This window comes from Pseudomonas sp. 1 R 17 (genome assembly GCF_900067035.1).
In the GTDB taxonomy this organism is placed as follows: Bacteria; Pseudomonadota; Gammaproteobacteria; order Pseudomonadales; family Pseudomonadaceae; genus Aquipseudomonas; species Aquipseudomonas marginalis.
Window position 1 is genome coordinate 185,384 of the sequence record NZ_FKLB01000053.1, and the last position, 22,199, is coordinate 207,582.

Consider the following 22,199-nt stretch of genomic DNA (forward strand, 5'->3'; position numbering starts at 1 on the left):
GTCATTCTAGCGGGAATGAATCGGGATGCCACCAAACGATAATTGCTCTTATTCAATCCGCCCCGCCCTGTTAGACTTTGCGACCTTATTTCCAGCCTTCGTCCGGGAAACTCGATGTTTCGTTCGCTTTTTCGCCTGTGCGCAGCGTTGATGGCCTTGAGCCTGGCCGCCTGCGACGACGCCCCACGCTTCACCAAGGCCGAGCCGGGTGAATCGCGAGCGGGCGGCGCGACGACGGTGAACAAGCGCGACCAGAATGCGTTTTCCCTGCCCTCGGCCAACCTGTCGCCCACGCGCCGCCTGGATTTCAGCGTGGGCAACAGCTTCTTTCGCAGCCCCTGGGTGATCGCGCCGTCCACCACCACCGCCCGGGATGGCCTGGGCCCGCTGTTCAACACCAACGCCTGCCAGAACTGCCATATCAAGGACGGCCGTGGCCACCCGCCGCTGCCCGACGCGGCCAATGCGGTGTCGATGCTGGTGCGCCTGTCGATTCCCCTGTCTACCCAGGACCAGGCGCCCTACGCCAAGCTCATCGAGCAAGCCGGGGTGGTGCCCGAGCCCGTCTACGGCGGGCAATTGCAGGACATGGCCGTGCCCGGCGTCGAACCAGAAGGCAAGGTGCGCGTCGACTACACGCCGGTCAACGTCACCTTTAAGGACGGCACCGTCGTCGAGCTGCGCAAGCCCGACCTGCAAATCACCCAGCTCGGCTATGGCCCGATGCATCCGGACACGCGCTTCTCCGCACGCATCGCCCCGCCGATGATCGGCCTGGGCCTGCTCGAAGCCATCAGCGACGCGGACATCCTGCGCAATACCGACCCGAAGACCGCCGACAAGGAAGCCCTCGTCGGCAGGGCGAATCGGGTCTGGGATGACGCCGAGCAAACAACCGTACTCGGGCGTTTTGGCTGGAAAGCCGGGCAACCCAATCTCAATCAACAAAATGTTCACGCGTTCTCTGGTGATATGGGCCTCACCACCTCCCTGAGACCCTTCGATGACTGCACCGACGCCCAAGTCGCCTGCAAACAGGCACCCAACGGCAATGGCCCCGATGGCGAGCCGGAAGTCAGCGACAACATCCTGCGCCTGGTGCTGTTCTATACGCGCAACCTGGCCGTGCCCGTGCGCCGCGACGTCGACACGCCGCAGGTGCTGGCCGGGAAAAACCTGTTCTACCAGGCCGGTTGCCAGGGTTGCCATAAACCGACGTTCACCACCGCTGCGAATGCCGCCGAACCCGAGTTGGCCAACCAGGTGATTCGCCCCTACAGCGACCTGCTGTTGCACGACATGGGCCCAGGCCTGGCCGACAACCGCACGGAATTCAAGGCCGGTGGCCGCGACTGGCGCACGCCGCCGTTGTGGGGCATCGGCCTGACGCAGACCGTCAGTGGTCATACCCAGTTCCTGCATGACGGCCGCGCCCGCAACCTGCTCGAAGCCGTGTTGTGGCACGGCGGCGAAGCACAAGCGGCGCAGCAGCATGTGTTGTCCTTCAATGCCGAGCAGCGCGCTGCGTTGCTGGCGTTCCTGAATTCTTTATAAGCTTCGCCCCAATTACAGAAGGGAGCTCGACATGTTCCGTCCCAAGTTGTTGTTCACCAGCCTGGCCGCCCTCGCCCTGGGCGCCTGCTCGCCACAAGACCCGCAAGCCGTGACCTCGGCGGCGATCGCCAAGCAGGTGATCCTGCCGACCTACAGCCGCTGGGTCGAAGCCGACCGCCAGTTGGCCGTCAGCGCCCTGGCCTACTGCCAGGGCAAAGAAAGCCTGGACACCGCCCGCGCCGACTTCCTCCACGCGCAAAAAGCCTGGGCCGAGTTGCAACCGCTGCTGATCGGCCCACTGGCCGAGGGCAACCGCTCGTGGCAGGTGCAGTTCTGGCCGGACAAGAAGAACCTGGTGGGCCGCCAGGTCGAGCAACTGGTCGCCGCCCAGCCGCAGATCGACGGTGCCGCACTGGCCAAGTCCAGCGTGGTGGTGCAGGGCCTGTCGGCCTACGAATACATCCTCTACGACGCCAGGACCGACATCGCCGACGATGCGCAGAAAGCCCGTTACTGTCCGCTGCTGGTGGCCATTGGTGAGCGCCAGAAAGCCCTGGCCGAAGAGATCCTGGCCAGCTGGAACAGCACCGACGGCATGCTCGCGCAGATGAGCAAGTTTCCGAACCAGCGCTACGCTGATTCCCACGAAGCCATCGCCGATCTGCTGCGCGTACAAGTGACCGCACTGGACACCCTGAAGAAAAAACTCGGCACGCCCATGGGCCGCCAGACCAAGGGCATCCCGCAGCCGTTCCAGGCCGATGCATGGCGCAGCCAGTCGTCCCTGCAAAGCCTGGAAGCCAGCCTCGCCGCCGCCCAGACCGTGTGGGTCGGCGTGGACAACAAGGGCCTGCGTGGTTTGCTGCCGGCGGATCAGAAGCCATTGGCCGACAAGATCGACGCGGCCTATGCCGCCGCGCTGAAACTGTTCGCCAGCAACCAGCGCACCCTCAACGAACTGTTGAACGATGACGCCGGACGCCAGCAGCTCAACGACATCTACGACAGCCTCAACGTCGTCCACCGCCTGCACGAAGGCGAGCTGGCCAAGGCGCTGGGGATCCAACTGGGCTTCAATGCCAACGACGGTGACTGATGATGCTCAGGCGACAGGCTTTGGCGATCGGCAGCGTGCTGCTCAGCGCACTCACGTTGGGTGGCTGGACGCTGTTCAAAGGGAAAGACAGGGGCCCGCTGCTGCTGTCGGCGCGCGATGATGCAGACGGCAAGCACTATGCCGTGGGCTTTCAGCTGGACGGCAAGCAGGTGTTCGCCACCCAGGTCGGCCAGCGCTGCCACGACATCATCAACCACCCGACGCTGCCGATTGCACTGTTTGTTGCCCGCCGCCCAGGCACCGAGAGTTACCTGATCGACCTGCGTAACGGCGCGCTGTTGCAAACCCTCACCTCGAACGCCAACCGCCACTTCTACGGCCATGCGGTTATCCACAAGAGCGGCAATTGGCTGTACGCCACCGAGAACGACACGTCAGACCCCGGCCGTGGCCTGCTCGGTGTGTACAAGTTCGAAGGCGAGCGCCTGGTGCACAGCGGCGAGATCTCCACCCATGGCATCGGCCCGCACCAGGTGTCGTGGATGCCCGACGGCGAAACCCTGGTGGTAGCCAACGGCGGCATTCGCACCGAAGCCGAAAGCCGCGTGGAGATGAACCTCAACGCCATGGAACCGAGCCTGGTGCTGATGCACCGTGACGGCACGCTGATCAGCAAGGAAACCCTCGGCCAGCAGATGAACAGCGTGCGCCATATGGGCATCGCCAGCGATGGCACCCTTCTCACCGGCCAGCAGTTCATGGGACCGTCCCAGGAGCGCTCCGAGTTGCTGGCGATCAAGCGCCCGGGCCAGCCGTTCGTGGCGTTCCCGGTGGCCGATGAGCAGTTGCAGGCCATGGGGCATTACACCGCCAGCGTCGCCGTGCACAGCGAGTTGCGCCTGGTGGCGTTGACCGCACCCCGTGGTAACCGCTTCTTTATCTGGGACATGGACACCGCCGAGCTGCGCCTGGATGGACCGTTGCCCGATTGCGCAGGCGTCGGCGCAGTGGCGGACGGGTTTGTCGTCACCTCGGGCCAGGGCCGTTGCCGCTACTACGATTGCCGCCAGAAACAGCTGGTCGCCAAACCGTTGGAATTACCGGCGGGGCTCTGGGATAACCACCTGCATCTGATCTGACCTGCGTAGATACCGTCTATCCAACACCGCCCCCCGTAGCAGCTGTCGAGCCTTGGCGAGGCTGCGTCGGCCGCGACTCGAGCCTGAATCGGCAGCGCGCCTGACGCAGCCTCGCTTGCGCTCGGCAGCTGCTACGGATTTGCGCGGTGTTGGATAAGACGGTATCTACGGATTTGCGATAAGACGGTATCTACGGGGGTGAGGCTCTTGTAGCAGCCGCGTTGCGAGTAAGGTTGGAAGGTAAAAAAAAGGGCCTCGCATCGCAAGGCCCTTCTTCGGGGGTTTGAATCGTTTCAACTCTGCGGCCTCATCCCTTGGGACATCCCAAACATGAACAACAGCAACTCATGATCAGGCTTGACCGCCGCACTCGCCTTGGCGACGCGGGGCAACAGGCATTGCCCGCCACCTTGCACCGCACTGAGCACCTGTGTGCGAGGTTGCTCCCATGCGGCCAGGGCCAGGGCCGCAATGCCCATCGCCCCGACCAGGAACAAACCTCGTGCTATTTCTAGCTTCATTTGGTTAAACCCTTGATAGCGCTGCCAAACGCCGTCTGGTAAAAGTAGCTGAGTTTTTCCCAGTCGGTGCTGTTCCACGACGAATGGCGACGCAACTGCAACATGTCATGGGAGGCTGCCCGATAAGCGGTCAAGCGCTGGCGGCATTTCTCGAAGTCCAGCAGCGCCACTTCCACCTGGGCCGAGTCGCCCTCGCCCGTCACCCGCACGAAAATATGCTTGATGTACAGGCAACCGTGCTGCCAGCGGCCCTTGTGCATGCGGGCCAGGGTGGCAGCCAACTCCTTGAGCAAGCGCTCGTGCACCTGCTCGCCATACTCTTCGCGACCACCGGCGGCGTACCAGTTTTCAATTTCGTCGAAGCCGTCTAGGGCGGCGGTTACCAGCAGCGCCTTCCAGTGGTGCTCGGGGTCACGACGCGCCTCACAAAAGACCATTTCGGGCACGCGAACATCCAGCAGTCGCAGGCCCCTGAGGGCATCACGCTCGCGCAGCACCGTGGGGCGTCCGAACGGGTGCAGCCAACTGCGGTAGATATGGCCCGTCTGGCGCTTGCTGTAGAGCAAACGGCCATTGGCAGTCATTACACGCTGTACACCACTTTCACCGCCACGCCGGCGATTGGGCTCTTCGACCCATTCGCCTTGCTGACGCCAGAAATAATCGAAGCGTTCTTCGGGAGCTACGTGACTGCCTGCTACGCACTCAACTGCCATCCTGTTACCTCTTGCGCAATACATACACCCGCCACATGGCGTACAGCGGTATGAAGTCCAGGGATTCCTGAACACGGAATCCGGCTTGCTCGAACTCTGCTTCAACAGTAGCAGCCGGTAACACAAATCTGTTCTGGTAACCTTCCTGCTCACCTGTCTTGCGACGCTTTCCTTCCAGACGCTTGCGTTTCCAGGCTTTGAAATTGCCATCGACCCACAGCGAAATGATCACGCTGTCACGGGTAACCCGCTGAAACTCCCGCAGAATTGCCTGACGGTGCGCCGGATCACCAATGTGGTGGAGCAGGCGCATACAGAAAATGCTGTCGACTGAGTTATCCGGCAAATCGATATCGAAGGCAGATGTCTGCAAGGGTCGTACCCTTTTCACCACTTCTGCGGGCTGGGCGGCCATCGCGACCTTCAACATGGAGGCCGAATTGTCGGCGCCGATGATCACACGGTTGGGTTTTTCCGCCAGCAGCGGCCAGAAACGCCCGGCGCCACACGGCAGGTCCAGCACCAGGCCAGGCTCGCCGGCCATCGCCAACGCGCCACGGGCCAGTTGCTCGTCGCGTTTGTGGGACAACCGGCGAGCCAGATTGTCCTGATGCTTGAGCAAATATTCGTGGGCGTGCTGATCGTCGTACTTTTCGGAAAATTCGAGCTTGATCGGGGTAGGCATCAACGGATCTCCAGTTGCTGATGCCTACAACCTTAAGCAGCGTCCTGTGATCAACAGGTCAACCCCTTGTGAAAAACTTGTCCTGTCCAATCTCATATATTTCAAGACTTTACAGATACAAGCAATATCATGGGGCCATCTTCGCCGAATTACGGGGATCTCTGGCAGGATAACGGCAGCGGGAACGTTCAGGCGTTGACCTGACTCAACTGGACATGAAAGCGACAGCCATTGGGCTCCACGGTGCTGAGGGTAACGCTCCAGCCCTGGTTCTCGCAGATGCGCTGGACCAGTGACAAACCCAACCCCAGACCCTCGCCGCGCTTCTCACTGCCGCGGACGAACGGCTCGAACATCGCTTCGCGCTTGTCTTCGGGAATGCCGACGCCGCTGTCTTCCACCACAAACCCGGTCGGCTCCAGGGTCAGCCGGATGAAGCCGCTTTCGGTGTAATGCAGGGCATTGCGCAACAGGTTGCCCATCACGGCATGCAGGAAGGTCGCGTTGTAGCGCGTATCCAGCGGGTCGCCCGGCTGGTAGATCAACTCCAGGCCCTTGTGTTCGATGGGCTCGCGCCAGATGCCGAGCAGATCATCAGCGACCTGGGACAGATTGGCCCTAGGCGACATGCTCCCCTCATCATGCTGAGCCCGGGCCAGCATCAGGAAGGTTTGCACCAGTTCGCGCATTTCTTCGCAGGCCCGGGCGATTCGCTCGACCTGGTTACGCCCACGCTGATCGATAGCCGGGTTTTCCAGCAGCAGTTCGCAGGAACTGGCCAGCACCATCAAAGGCGTGCGCAGTTCGTGGCTGACATCGCTGGTGAACAACTGCTCGCGGGACAACGCCTGGCGCAGGCGCCCCAGCGTGGCGTCGAAGGCCACCGCCAGCTCACCCACTTCGTCGGCCGCGTAGTCCGGTGCCAGGGGCGGCGCCAGGCCCAGCAACTGGTCGCGGTGCCGCACCTGGCGAGCCAGGCGCACCACCGGCGCCATCACTTTACGGGCCAGCACCCAGCCGAGGAATACCGCCAGCGCCAGGCTGAGCACGAAGCCCACCAGCACCACGGCAAACAGCACGCGCTCGCGCTCTTCGAAATCGCTTTGATCCTGCAGCAGCACATAGCGCCGACCGTCGACCACTTCTACCATGGCGTGGTACGACAACGCCTCACGAAACACCTCATGAAACCCTGGTTCCAGATGCCGCAGGTCCTTGGGCAATTCAAAATCCCCGGGGCCACCGCTGAAGTAAAATAGCTGGTCGGGCTCGGGCCGGTGCCGCCAGTCCTCGACGGTGTCCATCAGCAGCAGGCGCTGCAGGTCACCGCCCAAGCCTGCCGAGATCAACTTCTCTTCCACCAGGTGCACGGTGGCGACGATGCCCATGGCGAAGGCCCCCGCCACCAACGCACTCATCAAGGCAAAGGCGATGATGATCCGCTGGGCAAGGCTTTGCTTAAACTCCATCACGGCCCTCGGCCAAGCGGTAACCCACACCATGCACGGTTTGCAGCAACGGCTTGGCGAACGGCTTATCGATCACCTGGCGCAACTGGTGGACATGGCTGCGCAGGCTGTCGCTGTCCGGGCAGTCATCGCCCCACAGCGCCTCTTCCAGCACTTCCCGACGCAATACGTGGGGACTTTTCTGCATCAAGACCGCGAGCAGCTTCAGGCCGACCGGGTTGAGCTTGAGCAGGCGCCCTTCGCGGGTCACTTCCAGGGTATCGAGGTCGTAATTCAGATCGGCCACTTGCAGGGCGCGGCGACCGCCGCCTTGGGCACGGCGCAGCACCGCTTCGATGCGCGCAGCCAGTTCCGACAGGGCAAACGGTTTGAGCAAATAGTCATCGGCGCCGGACTTGAAGCCCTGCAGCCGGTCATCCAACTGGTCGCGGGCAGTGAGCATGATCACCGGCGTGTCGCGGCGCGCGTCCTCACGCAGGCGTTTGCACAGGGTGTAGCCATCGATGCCAGGCAGCATGATGTCGAGCACGATCAAGTCGTAATGCTCGGTGGCGGCCAGGTGCAGGCCCGACAAACCGTCCTGCGCACAGTCCACGGTGTAGCCTTTTAGCCCCAGGTAGTCGGCCAGGTTGGCCAGAATATCGCGGTTGTCTTCAACCAATAGAATTCGCATGGGCAGTGTCTCCGTACGCGGTAACGGCCGTGTTGGCTCGCGCAGCTTAAGGCCAAGTGTGGCTCAGGGATAGAGCGGAAAGGCGTGCCAATATAGGTTTTCAACCGATTCAGCCTACCAACGAGTTTTTCACTATAGCTTCACAAACTGACTACAGTGTCAGGCAGAAGATCGCCCCCCATTGATATAAGGAACATGGACATGGGGTTGCTCAAGACGGCGCCAATGCGCTATTTGCTGTTGGTAACCGGTGCCTGGCTGGTTATTTTCCTGCTCACTCGTGGCGTGCTGCTCATCACCCATTTGGATGAAGTCGGCGGCAACCTGTTGCCGGTGTTTGGCGTGGGCCTGCTGTACGACCTGGGTTTCCTGGCGTATGCGGCACTGCCGCTGGGTCTGTATTTGCTGCTGTGCCCGCCCGTGCTGTGGCGCCGTCGCGGTCACCGCTGGTTCCTGCAGGCCGTGCTCACCGTCAGCCTGTTCGCCATGCTGTTTACCTCGGTGGCCGAGTGGCTGTTCTGGGATGAATTCGGCGTGCGCTTCAACTTCATTGCCGTCGATTACCTGGTGTACTCCGACGAGGTGTTGAACAACCTGCTCGAGTCCTACCCGATCGGCAAACTGCTGAGCCTGCTCGCCATGCTGGCGATTGTCTTGAGCCTGGCCTTGCGCAAGCCGTTCAATGCGGCGATGAGCGCCCCACTGCCGCCGATGCGCGGTCGCCTGGTGAATGCCCTGGCCCTGTTGGTGATTGCTGGCCTCAGCCTGCAACTGGTCAGCCAGGACAGCCCGCGAGCCCAGGGCGGCAACGCCTACAAGAACGAACTGGCCAGCAATGGTCCGTATCAGTTTTTCGCCGCATTCCGTAACAACGAACTGGATTACCCACAGTTCTACAAAACCCTGCCGACTGAGGTTATCGCCACGCAACTGCGTACAGAGCTGAGCGAACCCAACGCCCGCTTTATCGGCCAGGACTCGCTGGATATCCGCCGCGCCATCACCAATCCGGGCACGCCGCGCAAACCCAATGTCGTGCTGGTGACCATCGAAAGTTTCAGCGCCAAGTACATGGGCAGCAACGGCGACGAGCGCAACCTCACGCCTAACCTGGATGCGCTGCGTAAACAGAGCCTGTATTTCAATAATTTCTATGCCACCGGCACTCGCACCGACCGTGGCCTGGAGGCGATCACCCTGGCGATTCCACCCACGCCCGGGCGCTCGATCGTCAAGCGCATCGGTCGTGAAAGCGGCTTCGCCAGCCTGGGGCAACAGCTCACGGCCGTCGGTTACGACAGCGTGTTTGTGTACGGCGGGCGCGGGTACTTCGATAACATGAACGCGTTTTTCAGCGGCAACGGTTATCGCGTCGTGGACCAGAGCAGCGTGCCCGAGTCAGAAATCTCGTTCAAGAACGCCTGGGGCATGGCTGACGAGGACCTGTATAACCAAACCCTGAAACTGGCCGACACCGACTACGCCAAGCAGCAGCCCTTTTTGCTGCAACTGATGACCACCTCCAACCACCGCCCCTACACCTACCCGGATGGGCGTATCGACATCAAATCCGGGAATGGCCGCGACGGCGCGGTGAAATACACCGACCACGCCATCGGCCAATTCCTGGAAGCCGCCCGCCAAAAACCCTGGTTCGATAACACGATCTTCATCTTCGTCGCCGACCACACCGCCGGCAGCGCAGGCAAGGAAGACCTGCCCATCACCAACTACCAGATTCCGCTGTTCATCTATGCGCCCAAGCTGATCGACGCACGGGAAAGCGCACAACTGGCCAGCCAGATCGACCTGGCGCCCACGCTGCTGGGCCTGCTCAACCTGAGCTACGAATCCACCTTCTTTGGTCGCAACCTGCTGCAAGACAACCCACTGCCACCTCGGGTGGTGCTCGGCAACTACCAGCACCTGGGCCTGTTCGACGGCAAGGACCTGGCCATTCTCAGCCCACGCCTGGGCCTGCGCCGCCACGACCAGGCCCTGGGTGAGAGCCAGGAGTTGCGGGTCGGCAGCGATGACCCGTTGATCCAGCGGGCGATCACCTACTACCAGGCCGCCAGCTATGACTTCAAACAACAGTTACTGAGCTGGAGAGCGCCCAAGGAAGAGGCCCCGGCACTGAGCACGCGCTAACCAAAACGCCCCGTACAGGTCAGTACGGGACGTTTTTCACCAGGGTCCACCATGGGAACCACCCCCGCCGTCCCCGTCTCCAAACCTCTCAACCTATGGCTCTGCCTGGGCATCCCCGGCGGCGCTGCGCTCCTATTGCTGCTGCTGGAGCTGACCTCGCTGGACATGAACCTCGCCAAGCTGTTCTACAACGGCGCGGAGGGCGGCTTCATCGGGCGTTACAGTTTCTTCCTCGAAGACATCCTGCATGATCGTGCCAAACAGTTGGTCATCCTGTTCTCGGTCCTGGCGATCCTGGGATTTGCCGGCACGTTTATTCTCCGACGGCTCAAACCCTATCGTCGTGAACTGGGCTGCCTGGTGCTGTCACTCGGGCTGGCGACCGCGTTTGTCGCTCCGCTGAAAACCATCACCGGCGTCCAGTGCCCGTGGAGCGTCCAGGAATTCGGCGGTCAGGAAACCTACAGCAAACTGCTGAGCCCTCGCCCGCCCACCGATAAACCCGGGCGCTGCTGGCCAGGCGGTCATGCCGCCACCGGGTTCGCCTTGTTCGCCCTGTTTTTTGCACTGCGTGACCGGCAGCCGCGCCTGGCGCGCTACGCATTCATCTTCGCCGTCGGCTTGGGCAGCGTTTTTTCCGTCAGCCGTATGATGCAAGGCGCGCACTTCTTTTCCCATAACGTGTGGACGGCAATTTTCTGCTGGCTGATCTGCCTGGGGCTGTATTGCCTGTTGCTGTACCGGCCATCCAAGCGCGCGGCGCCCACCTGAGCCCAAGCCGCCGCCCACAAAAAAGCCCCGCCTGCATCACTGCAGGCGGGGCTTTTTCAGTACAGGGGTAAGGCTGGCTTACATCATGCCGCCCATGCCACCCATGCCGCCCATGTCTGGCATACCGCCGCCAGCCGAGCCTTCAGCCTTTGGCTTGTCAGCGATTGCAGCTTCGGTGGTCAGGATCAGACCACCGATGGAGGCTGCGGCCTGCAGCGCGGAACGAGTCACCTTGGTAGGGTCCAGGATGCCCATTTCGATCATGTCGCCATAGACGCCAGTCGCAGCGTTGTAACCGTAGTTACCTTTGCCGTTCTTGACTTCGTTGACCACAACACTTGGCTCGTCGCCGGAGTTGGCAGCGATCTGACGCAGCGGTGCTTCAACCGCACGACGCAGCACAGCGATACCGACGTTCTGGTCAGCGTTGTCGCCGGCCAGGTTGGTCAGGGCTTCCAGGGCACGGATCAGCGCGACGCCACCGCCAGGTACCACGCCTTCTTCGACGGCTGCGCGGGTTGCGTGCAGGGCGTCTTCAACGCGGGCTTTCTTCTCTTTCATTTCAACTTCGGAACCCGCGCCAACCTTGATCACTGCAACGCCGCCGGACAGCTTGGCCAGGCGCTCTTGCAGTTTTTCACGGTCGTAGTCCGAAGACGTCTCGGCAACCTGGGCACGGATCTGAGTGATGCGCGATTGGATGTCGCCGTCAACGCCAGCACCGTCAACGATGATGGTGTTTTCCTTGGAGATGGTCACGCGCTTGGCGCTACCCAGGTTTTCCAGGGTGGCGCTTTCCAGGCTCAGGCCGATCTCTTCGGAGATAACGGTACCGCCGGTCAGGACGGCAATGTCCTGCAGCATGGCCTTGCGACGGTCGCCGAAGCCTGGAGCCTTGACGGCTGCGACTTTAACGATGCCACGCATGTTGTTCACAACCAGGGTCGCCAGGGCTTCGCCTTCAACGTCTTCGGAAACGATCAGCAGTGGGCGGCCGGCTTTGGCAACGGCTTCCAGCACTGGCAGCATTTCGCGGATGTTGGAAATCTTCTTGTCGACCAGCAGGATCAGCGGGCTGTCCAGCTCGGCAACCATGGTTTCCGGCTTGTTGACGAAGTACGGGGACAGGTAGCCACGGTCGAACTGCATGCCTTCGACAACCGACAGTTCGTTTTCCAGGCCAGTGCCTTCTTCAACGGTGATCACGCCTTCTTTACCGACTTTTTCCATGGCTTCGGCAATGATGTCGCCGATGGAGCTGTCGGAGTTGGCGGAGATGGTGCCTACCTGGGCGATAGCCTTGGTGTCGGCGCAAGGCTTGGACAGGTTTTTCAGCTCAGCGACGATGGCGATGGTGGCCTTGTCGATGCCGCGCTTGAGGTCCATCGGGTTCATGCCGGCAGCAACGGCCTTGTAGCCTTCGTTGACGATCGCCTGAGCCAGAACGGTGGCGGTGGTAGTACCGTCGCCTGCGTCATCGTTGGCACGGGAGGCAACGTCTTTGACCAGCTGCGCGCCCATGTTTTCGAAACGGTCTTCCAGTTCGATTTCTTTGGCGACGGAAACGCCGTCCTTGGTGATGGTCGGAGCGCCGAAGCTCTTCTCGATGATCACGTTACGGCCTTTCGGGCCCAGGGTCGCTTTTACTGCGTCAGCCAGGATGTTGACACCGGTGAGCATTTTCTTACGGGCGGAATCGCCGAATTTAACTTCTTTAGCAGCCATGATCGATATTCCTTAAATACTTTGTAGTAACGGGAAAATGAGCGGGGAAATCAGTCTTCCAGAACGGCGAGAATCTCGTTCTCAGCCATAACCAGCAGGTCTTCGCCGTCGACTTTCACAGTGTTGCTGCCGGAGTAAGGGCCAAATACAACCTTGTCACCGACTTTAACGGCCAGCGCACGTACGTCACCGTTTTCCAGAGTCTTGCCTGGGCCTGCAGCGACGATCACACCGTGGTTGGCTTTTTCAGCAGCCGAACCTGGCAGAACGATACCGCCAGCGGTTTTCTTTTCTTCTTCGCTGCGACGGATTACGACGCGGTCGTGCAGAGGACGAAGCTTGCTCATTGTCGATCTCTCCTAATTGTGTTTTTCATCGGCCGGTATCGATACCGGCGGGTTGTATTCCGGCAGTGCCGGTCGCGGTTCGCTGGGCGAAACACGGAAGTCTGTCCGGTGTCGCCACCAGAAACCTTGCGGTGACCGTTACATAAGGGCGCATAAGCTTATTACAAGGGGCCGGCGATGATTTTTTTTGCGTCTGCCTGCCTATAAAAGCAACACGGCACCCGAAGGTGCCGTGCCAGTGAAGCGGTTATTTGCTGTCGCGGTGTTCGAACTCGCCTTCGATCACGTCGCCTTCTCGCCCCAACGGTTGGCGCGGAGCCGGGCCGCCACGGGGTTGCAGGTCGTCGGCGAACGCACGTTGGCGAATAGCGGCCTCTTCGGCGCGCTGGCGCATCTTGCCCGCCAGCAATTTGCGGGTGAACGGCAGCAGCATCACCAGGCCCACTACGTCGCTGATAAAGCCCGGCAGGATCAACAGGCCGCCCGCCAACGCCATCATCAGGCCTTCGAGCATGGTCTGGGCCGGCAGTTCGCCGCGGTTCAGGCTCTCACGGGCACGCAGCGCCGTGGCCAGGCCGGCGACGCGCAACACCAGGACGCCGAGCATCGAGCCGAGAATGATCAGCAACAGGGCCGGGAAAAACCCGATCGCACCGCTGACTTGAACGAATACGAACAGCTCCAACACCGGGAACAGCAGAAAGAGCAATAAAAAAGGGCGCATCAAAAGGTTCCTCAACGCAAGAATGCCTTGCCAGTCCACCTTAGATGACGTCGCCGTTTCGTGAATTCAAGCTTCAGCGACGGCTTTTTTCGGCCAGACCTCGGCGTGGGCCAATGAAACCAGGGCTTCACGTACTTGTGTCGGCGTGTTGCAAGACGCCGCAAACGGCAGCCAGTGCAAAGCCTGGCCGATGCGCAGATGCAGGCCTTCGCTGTCGATGCCGGCCAATTGCGCAGGTTCGAAAGCAGGCAAGCCGGCCAACTCGACGTAATGGGCAATGGCCTTGGTGTGGTCGCTGTTCATGTGCTCGATCATGCTGCGCTCGGCCTTGCCCGCGAAGGGGTTGGCCAGGGTCAATTGGTCGACCCAGTGAATCGCGCCAAACCCGCCGATATAACGGTGACGCACCGGCTTGAGCACCCAGAAATCGAAATCGTGGGCCTGGTGGTAGTTGGCCGAATCGGGGAAGTAGCGGTAATAGCGCTCGGCCGCTGCTTCGATGGCGACCGGGTCCTCGAGTTTCTCGGCTTCGGCCAGGTAGGTCAGGCGCCCCACGGCCTGCACATCATCCGCTTCACGCTCGCCGACCAGCAGCGAACACTTGGGATCTTTTTGCAGGTTATGGGTGTGCTGGGCGATACGGCTGATCAGAATCAGCGGGCGGCCCTGCTCGTCGAGGCAATACGGCACGACCGAGCCGAACGGAAAGCCGGGCATGGCCTTGGACAGTGTGGAGAGAGCCCCACGGTATTCCTTGAGCAACAGCTCTCGGGCGTTCTTGGCAACCTGCGTGCTCAACGTATGACTCCTCGGGTATTCGGCCGCCCATAGCGTATGGGAATGGATCTCAACACAAGGTAATCAATCTACGCGCCGGTTGCCAGCGGCTCGATTACCAGGCGACGCCGAAGCCTGCGGTATAGCGGGTCTTGCTCAGGCTGCTTTCCGAATCGCCGCTGATCACGTCGCGCTCGGCCTTGAGGTTGAGCGACGCCCACTCGGTGACTTTATAGCGCAGGCCCATTTCCGCATCCAGGGAGTACTCGGCCGGGCCGTCGATAGGCTTGCCCACCTCGCCATTGGTGAAGAACTCAACGGTCTTGCCCACCAGGTAGCGGTTGTAGTTCCACTTCATGGCCAAGGAATAGAAGTTGTCCTTGCCGCCATCGGCGTACTCGTAATCGGTGCGGTTGACCAGCGAGCCGAGGGAGAACGCACCCAGCTCGTCGTCCCAGAACTGGTAGCCCGGGCCGGTACCGACGGTACGTTGACGCGCCAGGTCTTCAACCTTGTCGCGCTTGTAGGTCAGGCGCCCCTGCCAGAACCAGTGCTCGGTGATGAAGCGGTCCAGGTCATACTCCAGCGCCCAGTTGTCGGTGGTGGTGACGTCGTCCTGGAACTCGCGGTTGTACTCGCCCTGCCCGGTATGGCGCCATTGGCCATGGCGCGCGGTGGTCTTGAAGTCGATGTCGTAGTCATTGGTGTCTTTTTCGGCGCGCTTGTAGTCCAGCGCCATGTCGACATTGCCCTTCCACACCAGGTCTTCGATCACCGGCTTGGGCTTGATGATCTGCTGGATACTTGCCAGCTCGACGGTCTTGGGCGCCTCGCCATTGGCCAGCACCACCTTGCCATCGTCCGCCGCCTGCAGGGACTTGGCCTTCTCGCCGGTGTAGGCGTCCTGCTTGACCAGCAACTCCTGGTCGCTCTCCAGGGTTTTCACCTGCTTCCAGTCCACCGGAATGGCGCCGGCGTAGTCGGTCTGGATCAGCAGCTTGCCACCGTCGAAGACCTTGATCTTGCCGGTCAGGCGATCACCGTTTTTTAACCAGACGGTATCGGCCAGCAGGGGCGTGGAGGCACTGAAGACAGCGAGGCACAGCAGGGTTCTGGACAACATAAGCGGATGGGGAGCTCAAGGTTGGCGAAAAGGGGCGATTATCGTGTTAGATAGCTAGGACTGACTCAAGGATTTGTGTTGAGTTCAATTCTCAACAGCATACTTACAGACGTTTCTTACAAAAGACCGAAGATCCCAACGGATATGCCCACAGTCAATCAGCCTGCCGATGCCCCACAAACCCCCGCCGAAATGCGCCGCACCGCGCTGTACCTGACCCTGGCGCAAGTCCCCGCCGGTTGCGTGGTGAGCTACGGCGAACTGGCGCAACTGGCCGGGCTGGGACGCGCCGCGCGCTGGGTGGGTCGTACCTTGAGCCAACTTCCCGAGGGCACCACATTGCCCTGGCATCGCGTGCTGGGTGCCGGTGGTCGGATAAGTCTGCCGGTGGGCAGCGCCTCAGGCGACGAGCAACGGGCGCGCTTGCGTGATGAGGGCGTCACGGTGCGCAACAATCGCGTGGATATTCAGCGCCATGGCTGGCGCCCGGTAGAGCACAGCGGTTAGAGTGCGCGCTTTGTTTCCGTGAATCTGAGGCAGACTCCAGCCCATGCCCCGTAAAACCTGGCGCGCCGCGCTCGCCGCCTATGCCAGCCCCTCGACGTTAGTGCTGTTGTTGCTCGGCTTTGCCGCCGGCTTGCCTTACATGTTGGTGTTCTCGACGCTTTCGGTGTGGCTGCGTGAGGCCGGTGTGGCCCGCGAGACCATCGGCTATGCGAGCCTGATCGGTTTGGCGTACGCCTTCAAATGGGTCTGGTCGCCGCTGCTCGACCAATGGCGTCTGCCACTGCTCGGTAAACTCGGACGTCGTCGCTCCTGGCTGGTGCTTGCACAGTCGCTGGTGATCCTCGGATTGATCGGCATGGGCTTCTGCGACCCGCAGAAACACCTGTCCTGGCTGATCGCCATTGCCGTCGTGGTGGCCTTCGCTTCCGCCACCCAGGACATCGCGGTCGACGCCTATCGCCTGGAAATCGCCGACGACAGCCGCCAGGCCGCCCTGGCCGCCAGCTATATGTCCGGCTACCGCATCGCCGCCCTGCTGGCCACGGCCGGTGCGTTGTTCTTTGCCGAAGGCTTCGGCTCCACCGGCTTCAACTATAAGCACTCGGCCTGGACCGGCACCTATGTGCTGTTCGGCGTGCTGATGATCCCGGCGCTGCTGACCACGCTGTTCATGCGCGAACCGAATGTACCGCTGCGCACCCAGTTGCAGGCCGGGCGCTACAGCTTCGTGCATCAGTTGGTGTCGGTGTTCGTGCTGATCGTGTTGCTGGTGTCCGTACCGGCGATGTTCACCCAGCTGTTCAACACCGACTTCGCCAGCGTGCTGTTCCAGGGCGTCAGCCTGTGGGACTTGCTGATGGACGACCGCGCGTTCCTGCGCGCCATTCTCTATATCATTCTCACCACACTGTGCCTGTCGGCCATGGGCCGACGGGGCCTGGCGCCGGTGCTCACGCCGGTCAACGACTTTATCCTGCGCTACCGCTGGCAGGCATTGCTGCTGCTGGGGCTGATCGCCACCTATCGCATGTCCGACACAGTGATGGGCGTGATGGCCAACGTGTTCTACATCGACCAGGGCTTTACCAAGGATCAGATCGCCGGGGTCAGCAAGATCTTCGGCCTGATCATGACCCTGCTCGGCGCCGGCATGGGCGGCCTGCTGATCGTGCGCTTCGGCATCCTGCCGATCCTGTTTATCGGCGGCGTGACGTCGGCGGGGACCAACCTGCTGTTCGTGATGCTCGCCGACATGGGCCCCGACCTGCAGATGCTGATCTTCACCATCTCCCTGGATAACTTCAGCTCGGGCCTGGCCACGTCGGCATTCGTGGCCTACCTGTCGAGCCTGACCAACCTCAAGTTTTCCGCCACCCAATATGCGCTGCTCAGCTCGATCATGCTGTTGTTGCCTCGCCTGATCGGCGGGTATTCGGGGGTGATGGTGGAGAAGTTCGGGTACCACAACTTCTTCCTGATCACCTGCATGCTGGGCGTGCCGACATTGCTGCTGATTGCGTTGCACTGGTATCAGGAGAATCGGCGGATTCGGTTGAATCCGCAGGTAGAGGACTGATTCTGGGGGCCCTTTAAAAGCCAGACCGCGGCGCCCCCATCGCGAGCAAGCTCTGCGCCTACAGACAGCCCTGCATTCTGATGCCTGTACGGCGGCAGTTTGCGCCCGTACAATCCCAAGTCATTTCAAGTCCAAGCAACCGACAACGGCCTACCATGCGTACCAGTCAATATTTGCTCGCCACACAGAAAGAAACGCCTTCCGATGCGGTCGTGATCAGCCACCAGCTGATGCTGCGCGCCGGCATGATCCGCAAACTGGCCTCGGGCCTGTACACCTGGCTGCCCATGGGCTTGAAGGTGATGCGCAAGGTCGAAGCCATCGTTCGCGAAGAAATGAACGCCGCCGGCTCTCTCGAAGTGTTGATGCCGAGCACCCAACCGGCCGAGCTGTGGCAGGAATCCGGGCGCTGGGAAGAGTACGGCCCTGAGTTGCTGCGCTTCAAGGACCGTCATGGCCGCGACTTCTGCGCCGGCCCGACCCATGAAGAAGTGATCACCGACCTGATGCGCAACGAGTTGAGCAGCTATAAACAGCTGCCTCTGAACCTGTATCAGATCCAGACCAAATTCCGCGATGAAATCCGTCCACGCTTCGGTTTGATGCGCGGCCGCGAATTCATCATGAAGGACGCCTATTCGTTCCACGCTGACCAGGCATCGCTGCAGGTCACCTATGACCGCATGCACCAGGCTTACTGCAATGTGTTCACGCGCCTGGGCCTGAAGTTCCGGGCGGTTGAAGCGGACAATGGCTCCATCGGCGGTGCCGGCTCCCACGAATTCCACGTGCTGGCCGAGTCCGGCGAAGACGATATCGCGTTCAGCAACGGTTCCGACTACGCGGCGAACATCGAGAAAGCCGAAGCCGTGCCACGGGAAACCTCCCGTCCAGCCCCGGCTGAAGAACTGCGCCTGGTGGATACGCCAGAGACCAAGACCATCGCGGCCCTGGTGGAGAAATTCAATCTGCCGATTGAAAAGACCATCAAGACCCTGATCGTGCACGCCGAAGAAGAAGGCAAGCTGATCGCCCTGGTGATCCGTGGCGACCACGAACTCAACGAAATCAAGGCCGCCCAGCAACCTGGCGTGGCCAGCCCGCTGGTCATGGCCAGCGATGCCGAACTGCGCGACGCCATCGGCGCCGGTGCCGGTTCCCTCGGCCCGCTGAACCTGCCGCTGCCGATCATCATCGACCGCTCGGTCGAGTTGATGAGCGACTTCGGTATCGGCGCGAACATCGACGACAAGCACTACTTCGGCGTGAACTGGGAGCGTGACCTGCCGGTGCCGACCGTGGCCGACCTGCGCAACGTGGTGGCCGGCGACCCAAGCCCGGACGGCAAGGGCACCCTGGAAATCAAGCGCGGCATCGAAGTCGGGCACATCTTCCAGCTGGGCAACAAGTACAGCAAGGCGATGAAGTGCGAAGTGCTGGGCGAGAACGGCAAGCCGATTACCCTCGACATGGGCTGCTACGGCATTGGCGTTTCCCGCGTGGTTGCCGCTGCCATCGAGCAGAACAACGACGAGAAAGGCATTATCTGGAGTGACGCCCTCGCGCCTTTCCAGGTGGCCCTGGTACCACTGCGTTACGAAACCGAGCAAGTACGCGAAGCCACCGACAAACTGTATGCCGAACTGACGGCCGCTGGTTTTGAAGTGCTGCTGGATGACCGCGACAAGAAAACCAGCCCGGGCATCAAGTTCGCCGACATGGAGCTGATTGGCATCCCGCACCGGATCGTGGTCAGTGACCGCGGCCTGGCCGATGGCAATCTGGAATACAAGAGCCGGACCGAAGCCGAAGCCCAACCCTTGCCGGTGGCTGACGTGCTGTCTTTCCTCCAGGCGCGTATTCGTCGCTGAAAACCAGATCAAGAGACGTCATGTTCAAGCGAAACACCAGAGCCCTGGGGGGCGCCGCCTTGTGCGGCGCCCTGCTGGTCAGCGGCTGCGCCAATCAGATGTCGCAACGCAGTGAGCACGAGGAGCGGGTCGAGCGTAAGTTGCTCGACCACAGCCTGCAGATCGATGTAGGCGAACCCAAAGTGCTGGAACTGCCGCAACGCCGGGTTCGCATTCACGAGCAAAAGACCTTTGAGGTCACCGAATTCGAAGTTACCCGTCGTTACGATCGCTACACGCCTTACCAGCCCTGGCGCAAACTCTATGAGATGCCCCTGGGTGCACTGGCTTTGGTCGCGGGTGCGGGCGCCAACGTGGCGAACATCTTCGCCCTCGGCAACCTGCCGACCAGCATGACCCACGACTGGCTGACCTACGGCGTGGACGGTCTCAACCCGTTCATGAACGTGCAATCCCATGGGCGCGCGCAACAGAACCTGGCGGGTATCGATGAAGTCCAGCGCGACAAACGCGTGGAGTATTCGAGCCTGCCCTGGAGCGAGCGCCCGGTCCAGGTCACCGCCGGCAAACAGACCCATGAGCTGACCACCGACCGCAACGGCGTGCTGCGCCTGAACCTGTTGGACAGCCCGTTTGCCGAGCAGGACCTGAACCGCGTCACGACCTTGAAGATCAGCGTGGAAGATGGCCAGGACGACGTGCACTCGGACTCGACCCTGGCGATCAGCAGCACCCTGCGCGGCAAGTTGCTGGAAGCCCACGGCCTGATCTACGACGACCTGGAAGACGATGAAGTCAGCCAGTGGGTGCACCGGGTCAAGCGCCTGTCGGAGCTGGGCCTGGAGGAAGAAGCCAGCGAACTGGAACAAAGCCTGATCGAACTGACCCGCAATGATCCCGAGTTGCAGCAGGAATTCCTGCAGGCGTTGACCAAGGATGCGGGGCGGTTGGTGGCGGATCCCGGAGCACGCTGAGGCTTCGAAAACGCTGCAGATCCAAATGTGGGGGCTTGCTTCCTCCCACATTTTTTCCCGGCTTCTACCAGGAGAACTCTAACTGTTCGTTCCCGCCACTCAGGTCCAGCAACCGCACCCCAATCCCCAACAACCGCACCGGTTTCCCACCGCGATTGAACGCCTGGGTCATCAACTGTTGATAACTCTCCAGATCCCGCGCCGCGCCCGCCTGCTCCAACGTCGTCTGGGTAAAGTCATGAAACTTCACCTTAACGAACGGCTTGCCCGCCTTGTAGCTGCTGTCGATACGCGCCATGCGCCCTGCCAGGGTCTCCATCAGTTCGGGCAGTTTCGCCAGGCAGCTTGAGAGATCCGGCAGGTCCACATCGTAGGTATTTTCCACACTGATGGACTGCCGCCGGCTGTCGTTCTGCACCACACGTTCATCTATCCCACGGGCCAGGCTCCACAAGCGCTCGCCAAAGCTGCCGAACTCACGTACCAGCGCCAGCTTGTTCCATTCGCGCAATTGCAGGCAGTCTTCGATGCCCAGGCGCGCCAGCTTGTCTGCCGTCACCTTGCCCACGCCGTGCAACTTGCTTACCCGCAGTTGGGAGACAAAGTCCTCGACCTGATCCGGGGTGATGACAAACAGGCCGTTGGGCTTTTTCCAATCGCTGGCGATCTTGGCCAAGAACTTGTTCGGCGCCACGCCGGCGGACACGGTGATGTGCAATTGGTTGGAGACCCGGCGCCGAATGTCCTGGGCGATGCGCGTGGCGCTGCCGCCAAAGTGCGGGCTATCGGAGACATCCAGGTAGGCCTCGTCCAGCGACAGGGGCTCGATCAAGTCGGTGTAGTCGCGAAAGATCGTCTGGATTTCCTTCGACGCCTCCTTATAGGCATCCATGCGCGGCTTGACGATGGTCAGGTCCGGGCAGAGCTTCAGGGCATGTCGCGACGACATGGCGGAACGCACCCCATACGCCCGCGCTTCGTAGTTGCATGTAGCGATCACGCCCCTTCGATCTGCCGACCCACCTACTGCCAGGGGCTTTTGCGCCAGGCTCGGGTCATCGCGCATCTCAATGGCGGCGTAGAAGCAATCACAGTCAACGTGGATGATTTTGCGCTGCGTCATAAGTAGAAAGGCGGGTGTAATCCAACGGGTGGCCAGTATCGCATCCACCCCTGTATATAGCACCAGTAGTTTGAATCTTCCGATTGAGTGGTAGGAAATTTCCTAGATGAATTTATTTTCTCAATCGAAATTAGCCTTCCAATAGAGCTGAAACCCTTGGCCCTACTGGCCCGCACGCCTCAAATGGCCCCGCATGGAGACCTAACCGATTGAACCACAAGCGCTTTTCTTCGATTCACAGGTTGACACACTCGTGATCCTCTGTAGAATGCCGACACACAGACGCGGGATGGAGCAGTCTGGTAGCTCGTCGGGCTCATAACCCGAAGGTCGTCGGTTCAAATCCGGCTCCCGCAACCAAACATCAAAAAAGGCTACTCGAAAGAGTGGCCTTTTTTGTTGTGGCTGTCCCGTCCTGGGCTGCGAAGCAGCCCCACACAAGATAGTGTGCACTTCACCACGGACTGCTCCGCAGCCCGGCGCGGGGCAAGCCCGCTCACTACAAAAAGCGTTTTCAATCGCGAACTTAGGTTACATGTCAGCTATTTCACACTTATTTGACCCATCGGCTCATTAACGGTTGACACCTCGCCATCTGGCTGTAGAATGCCGCCCACAGACGCGGGATGGAGCAGTCTGGTAGCTCGTCGGGCTCATAACCCGAAGGTCGTCGGTTCAAATCCGGCTCCCGCAACCAAACATCAAAAAAGGCTACT

Annotated in this window: 20 protein-coding genes and 2 tRNA genes; 11 read left to right on the plus strand and 11 right to left on the minus strand. The window is 60.9% G+C overall.

Annotated elements, in window-relative coordinates; translation table 11 throughout:
• The first annotated feature begins 114 nt into the window (after positions 1-114).
• The 3 genes from BFP99_RS18990 to BFP99_RS19000 are packed head-to-tail and all read left to right on the plus strand — an operon-like array spanning position 115 to position 3,750.
• Entirely contained in the window at positions 115-1,554 is a 1,440-nt protein-coding gene (locus BFP99_RS18990) for a di-heme oxidoreductase family protein (RefSeq protein WP_065947897.1), read from the plus strand.
• A 31-nt stretch (positions 1,555-1,585) separates the two neighbouring features.
• On the plus strand, positions 1,586-2,650 hold the full coding sequence (locus BFP99_RS18995) for an imelysin family protein (RefSeq protein WP_065947898.1): 1,065 nt from the start codon (positions 1,586-1,588) through the stop codon (positions 2,648-2,650).
• A 2-nt stretch (positions 2,651-2,652) separates the two neighbouring features.
• Positions 2,653-3,750 (plus strand): DUF1513 domain-containing protein, encoded by a 1,098-nt coding sequence (locus BFP99_RS19000; RefSeq protein ID WP_065925029.1) that lies wholly within the window; start codon positions 2,653-2,655, stop codon positions 3,748-3,750.
• 293 nt (positions 3,751-4,043) lie between these two features.
• On the opposite strand, the gene BFP99_RS19005 is transcribed toward BFP99_RS19000, so the two are convergent.
• From BFP99_RS19005 to colR, 5 genes are all read right to left on the minus strand, one after another.
• Positions 4,044-4,271 (minus strand): hypothetical protein, encoded by a 228-nt coding sequence (locus tag BFP99_RS19005; RefSeq protein ID WP_027605486.1) that lies wholly within the window; start codon positions 4,269-4,271, stop codon positions 4,044-4,046.
• Entirely contained in the window at positions 4,268-4,987 is a 720-nt protein-coding gene (locus BFP99_RS19010; RefSeq protein ID WP_065925020.1) for a lipopolysaccharide kinase InaA family protein, read from the minus strand. The genes BFP99_RS19005 and BFP99_RS19010 overlap by 4 nt, the downstream gene beginning before the upstream one ends.
• 4 nt (positions 4,988-4,991) lie before the next feature.
• The gene (locus BFP99_RS19015) at positions 4,992-5,672 is read right to left on the minus strand and encodes a class I SAM-dependent methyltransferase (protein ID WP_065925019.1); all 681 of its coding nucleotides are present in this window, start codon (positions 5,670-5,672) and stop codon (positions 4,992-4,994) included.
• 188 nt (positions 5,673-5,860) lie between these two features.
• On the minus strand, positions 5,861-7,141 hold the full coding sequence (locus BFP99_RS19020; RefSeq protein WP_065947899.1) for a sensor histidine kinase: 1,281 nt from the start codon (positions 7,139-7,141) through the stop codon (positions 5,861-5,863).
• Complete coding sequence (colR, locus tag BFP99_RS19025; RefSeq protein WP_027605482.1) at positions 7,131-7,814, minus strand: two-component system response regulator ColR; 684 nt, start codon at positions 7,812-7,814, stop codon at positions 7,131-7,133. Before colR ends, BFP99_RS19020 begins: the two co-directional genes overlap by 11 nt.
• Positions 7,815-8,015: 201 nt before the next feature.
• Between colR and BFP99_RS19030 the strand changes: the two genes are divergently transcribed.
• Together BFP99_RS19030 and BFP99_RS19035 are read left to right on the plus strand one after the other, a co-directional pair.
• Positions 8,016-9,965, plus strand: coding sequence for an LTA synthase family protein (locus BFP99_RS19030; protein ID WP_065947900.1), 1,950 nt, complete (start codon positions 8,016-8,018; stop codon positions 9,963-9,965).
• Positions 9,966-10,016: 51 nt separating this feature from the next.
• A complete protein-coding gene (locus BFP99_RS19035) occupies positions 10,017-10,736 on the plus strand; it encodes a phosphatase PAP2 family protein (protein ID WP_065925016.1) in 720 nt (239 codons plus the stop codon).
• A 78-nt stretch (positions 10,737-10,814) separates the two neighbouring features.
• Here the strand turns inward: BFP99_RS19035 and groL are convergent, their stop codons facing one another.
• The 5 genes from groL to BFP99_RS19060 form a co-directional block, all read right to left on the minus strand.
• Positions 10,815-12,461, minus strand: coding sequence for a chaperonin GroEL (gene groL, locus BFP99_RS19040; RefSeq protein WP_065925015.1), 1,647 nt, complete (start codon positions 12,459-12,461; stop codon positions 10,815-10,817).
• 50 nt (positions 12,462-12,511) lie between these two features.
• Positions 12,512-12,808, minus strand: a complete 297-nt coding sequence (gene groES / locus BFP99_RS19045) for a co-chaperone GroES (RefSeq protein WP_003175874.1) — start codon at positions 12,806-12,808, stop codon at positions 12,512-12,514.
• A 247-nt stretch (positions 12,809-13,055) separates the two neighbouring features.
• Positions 13,056-13,532: an FxsA family protein gene (locus tag BFP99_RS19050; RefSeq protein WP_024077215.1), complete on the minus strand. Its 477-nt coding sequence runs from the start codon at positions 13,530-13,532 to the stop codon at positions 13,056-13,058.
• A gap of 66 nt (positions 13,533-13,598) precedes the next feature.
• Positions 13,599-14,330 (minus strand): HugZ family pyridoxamine 5'-phosphate oxidase, encoded by a 732-nt coding sequence (locus BFP99_RS19055; RefSeq protein WP_065947901.1) that lies wholly within the window; start codon positions 14,328-14,330, stop codon positions 13,599-13,601.
• A gap of 94 nt (positions 14,331-14,424) precedes the next feature.
• Entirely contained in the window at positions 14,425-15,432 is a 1,008-nt protein-coding gene (locus tag BFP99_RS19060) for a DUF481 domain-containing protein (RefSeq protein ID WP_027605476.1), read from the minus strand.
• Positions 15,433-15,576: 144 nt separating this feature from the next.
• Here BFP99_RS19060 and BFP99_RS19065 point away from each other — a divergent pair, with 144 nt between their 5' ends.
• The 4 genes from BFP99_RS19065 (at position 15,577) to BFP99_RS19080 (ending at position 20,360) form a co-directional block, all read left to right on the plus strand.
• On the plus strand, positions 15,577-15,939 hold the full coding sequence (locus BFP99_RS19065; protein WP_043293512.1) for an MGMT family protein: 363 nt from the start codon (positions 15,577-15,579) through the stop codon (positions 15,937-15,939).
• A 43-nt stretch (positions 15,940-15,982) separates the two neighbouring features.
• Positions 15,983-17,515, plus strand: a complete 1,533-nt coding sequence (locus tag BFP99_RS19070; RefSeq protein ID WP_065947902.1) for an AmpG family muropeptide MFS transporter — start codon at positions 15,983-15,985, stop codon at positions 17,513-17,515.
• A 155-nt stretch (positions 17,516-17,670) separates the two neighbouring features.
• Positions 17,671-19,386 (plus strand): proline--tRNA ligase, encoded by a 1,716-nt coding sequence (locus tag BFP99_RS19075; RefSeq protein WP_027605473.1) that lies wholly within the window; start codon positions 17,671-17,673, stop codon positions 19,384-19,386.
• A 20-nt stretch (positions 19,387-19,406) separates the two neighbouring features.
• Complete coding sequence (locus BFP99_RS19080; RefSeq protein WP_065947903.1) at positions 19,407-20,360, plus strand: hypothetical protein; 954 nt, start codon at positions 19,407-19,409, stop codon at positions 20,358-20,360.
• 64 nt (positions 20,361-20,424) lie between these two features.
• On the opposite strand, the gene dinB is transcribed toward BFP99_RS19080, so the two are convergent.
• Positions 20,425-21,483: a DNA polymerase IV gene (dinB, locus tag BFP99_RS19085; RefSeq protein ID WP_027605471.1), complete on the minus strand. Its 1,059-nt coding sequence runs from the start codon at positions 21,481-21,483 to the stop codon at positions 20,425-20,427.
• Positions 21,484-21,766: 283 nt separating this feature from the next.
• Between dinB and BFP99_RS19090 the strand changes: the two genes are divergently transcribed.
• A tRNA-Met gene (locus tag BFP99_RS19090) sits at positions 21,767-21,843 on the plus strand.
• Positions 21,844-22,103: 260 nt separating this feature from the next.
• Positions 22,104-22,180: transfer RNA gene (locus BFP99_RS19095), tRNA-Met, on the plus strand.
• Positions 22,181-22,199: the final 19 nt, after the last annotated feature.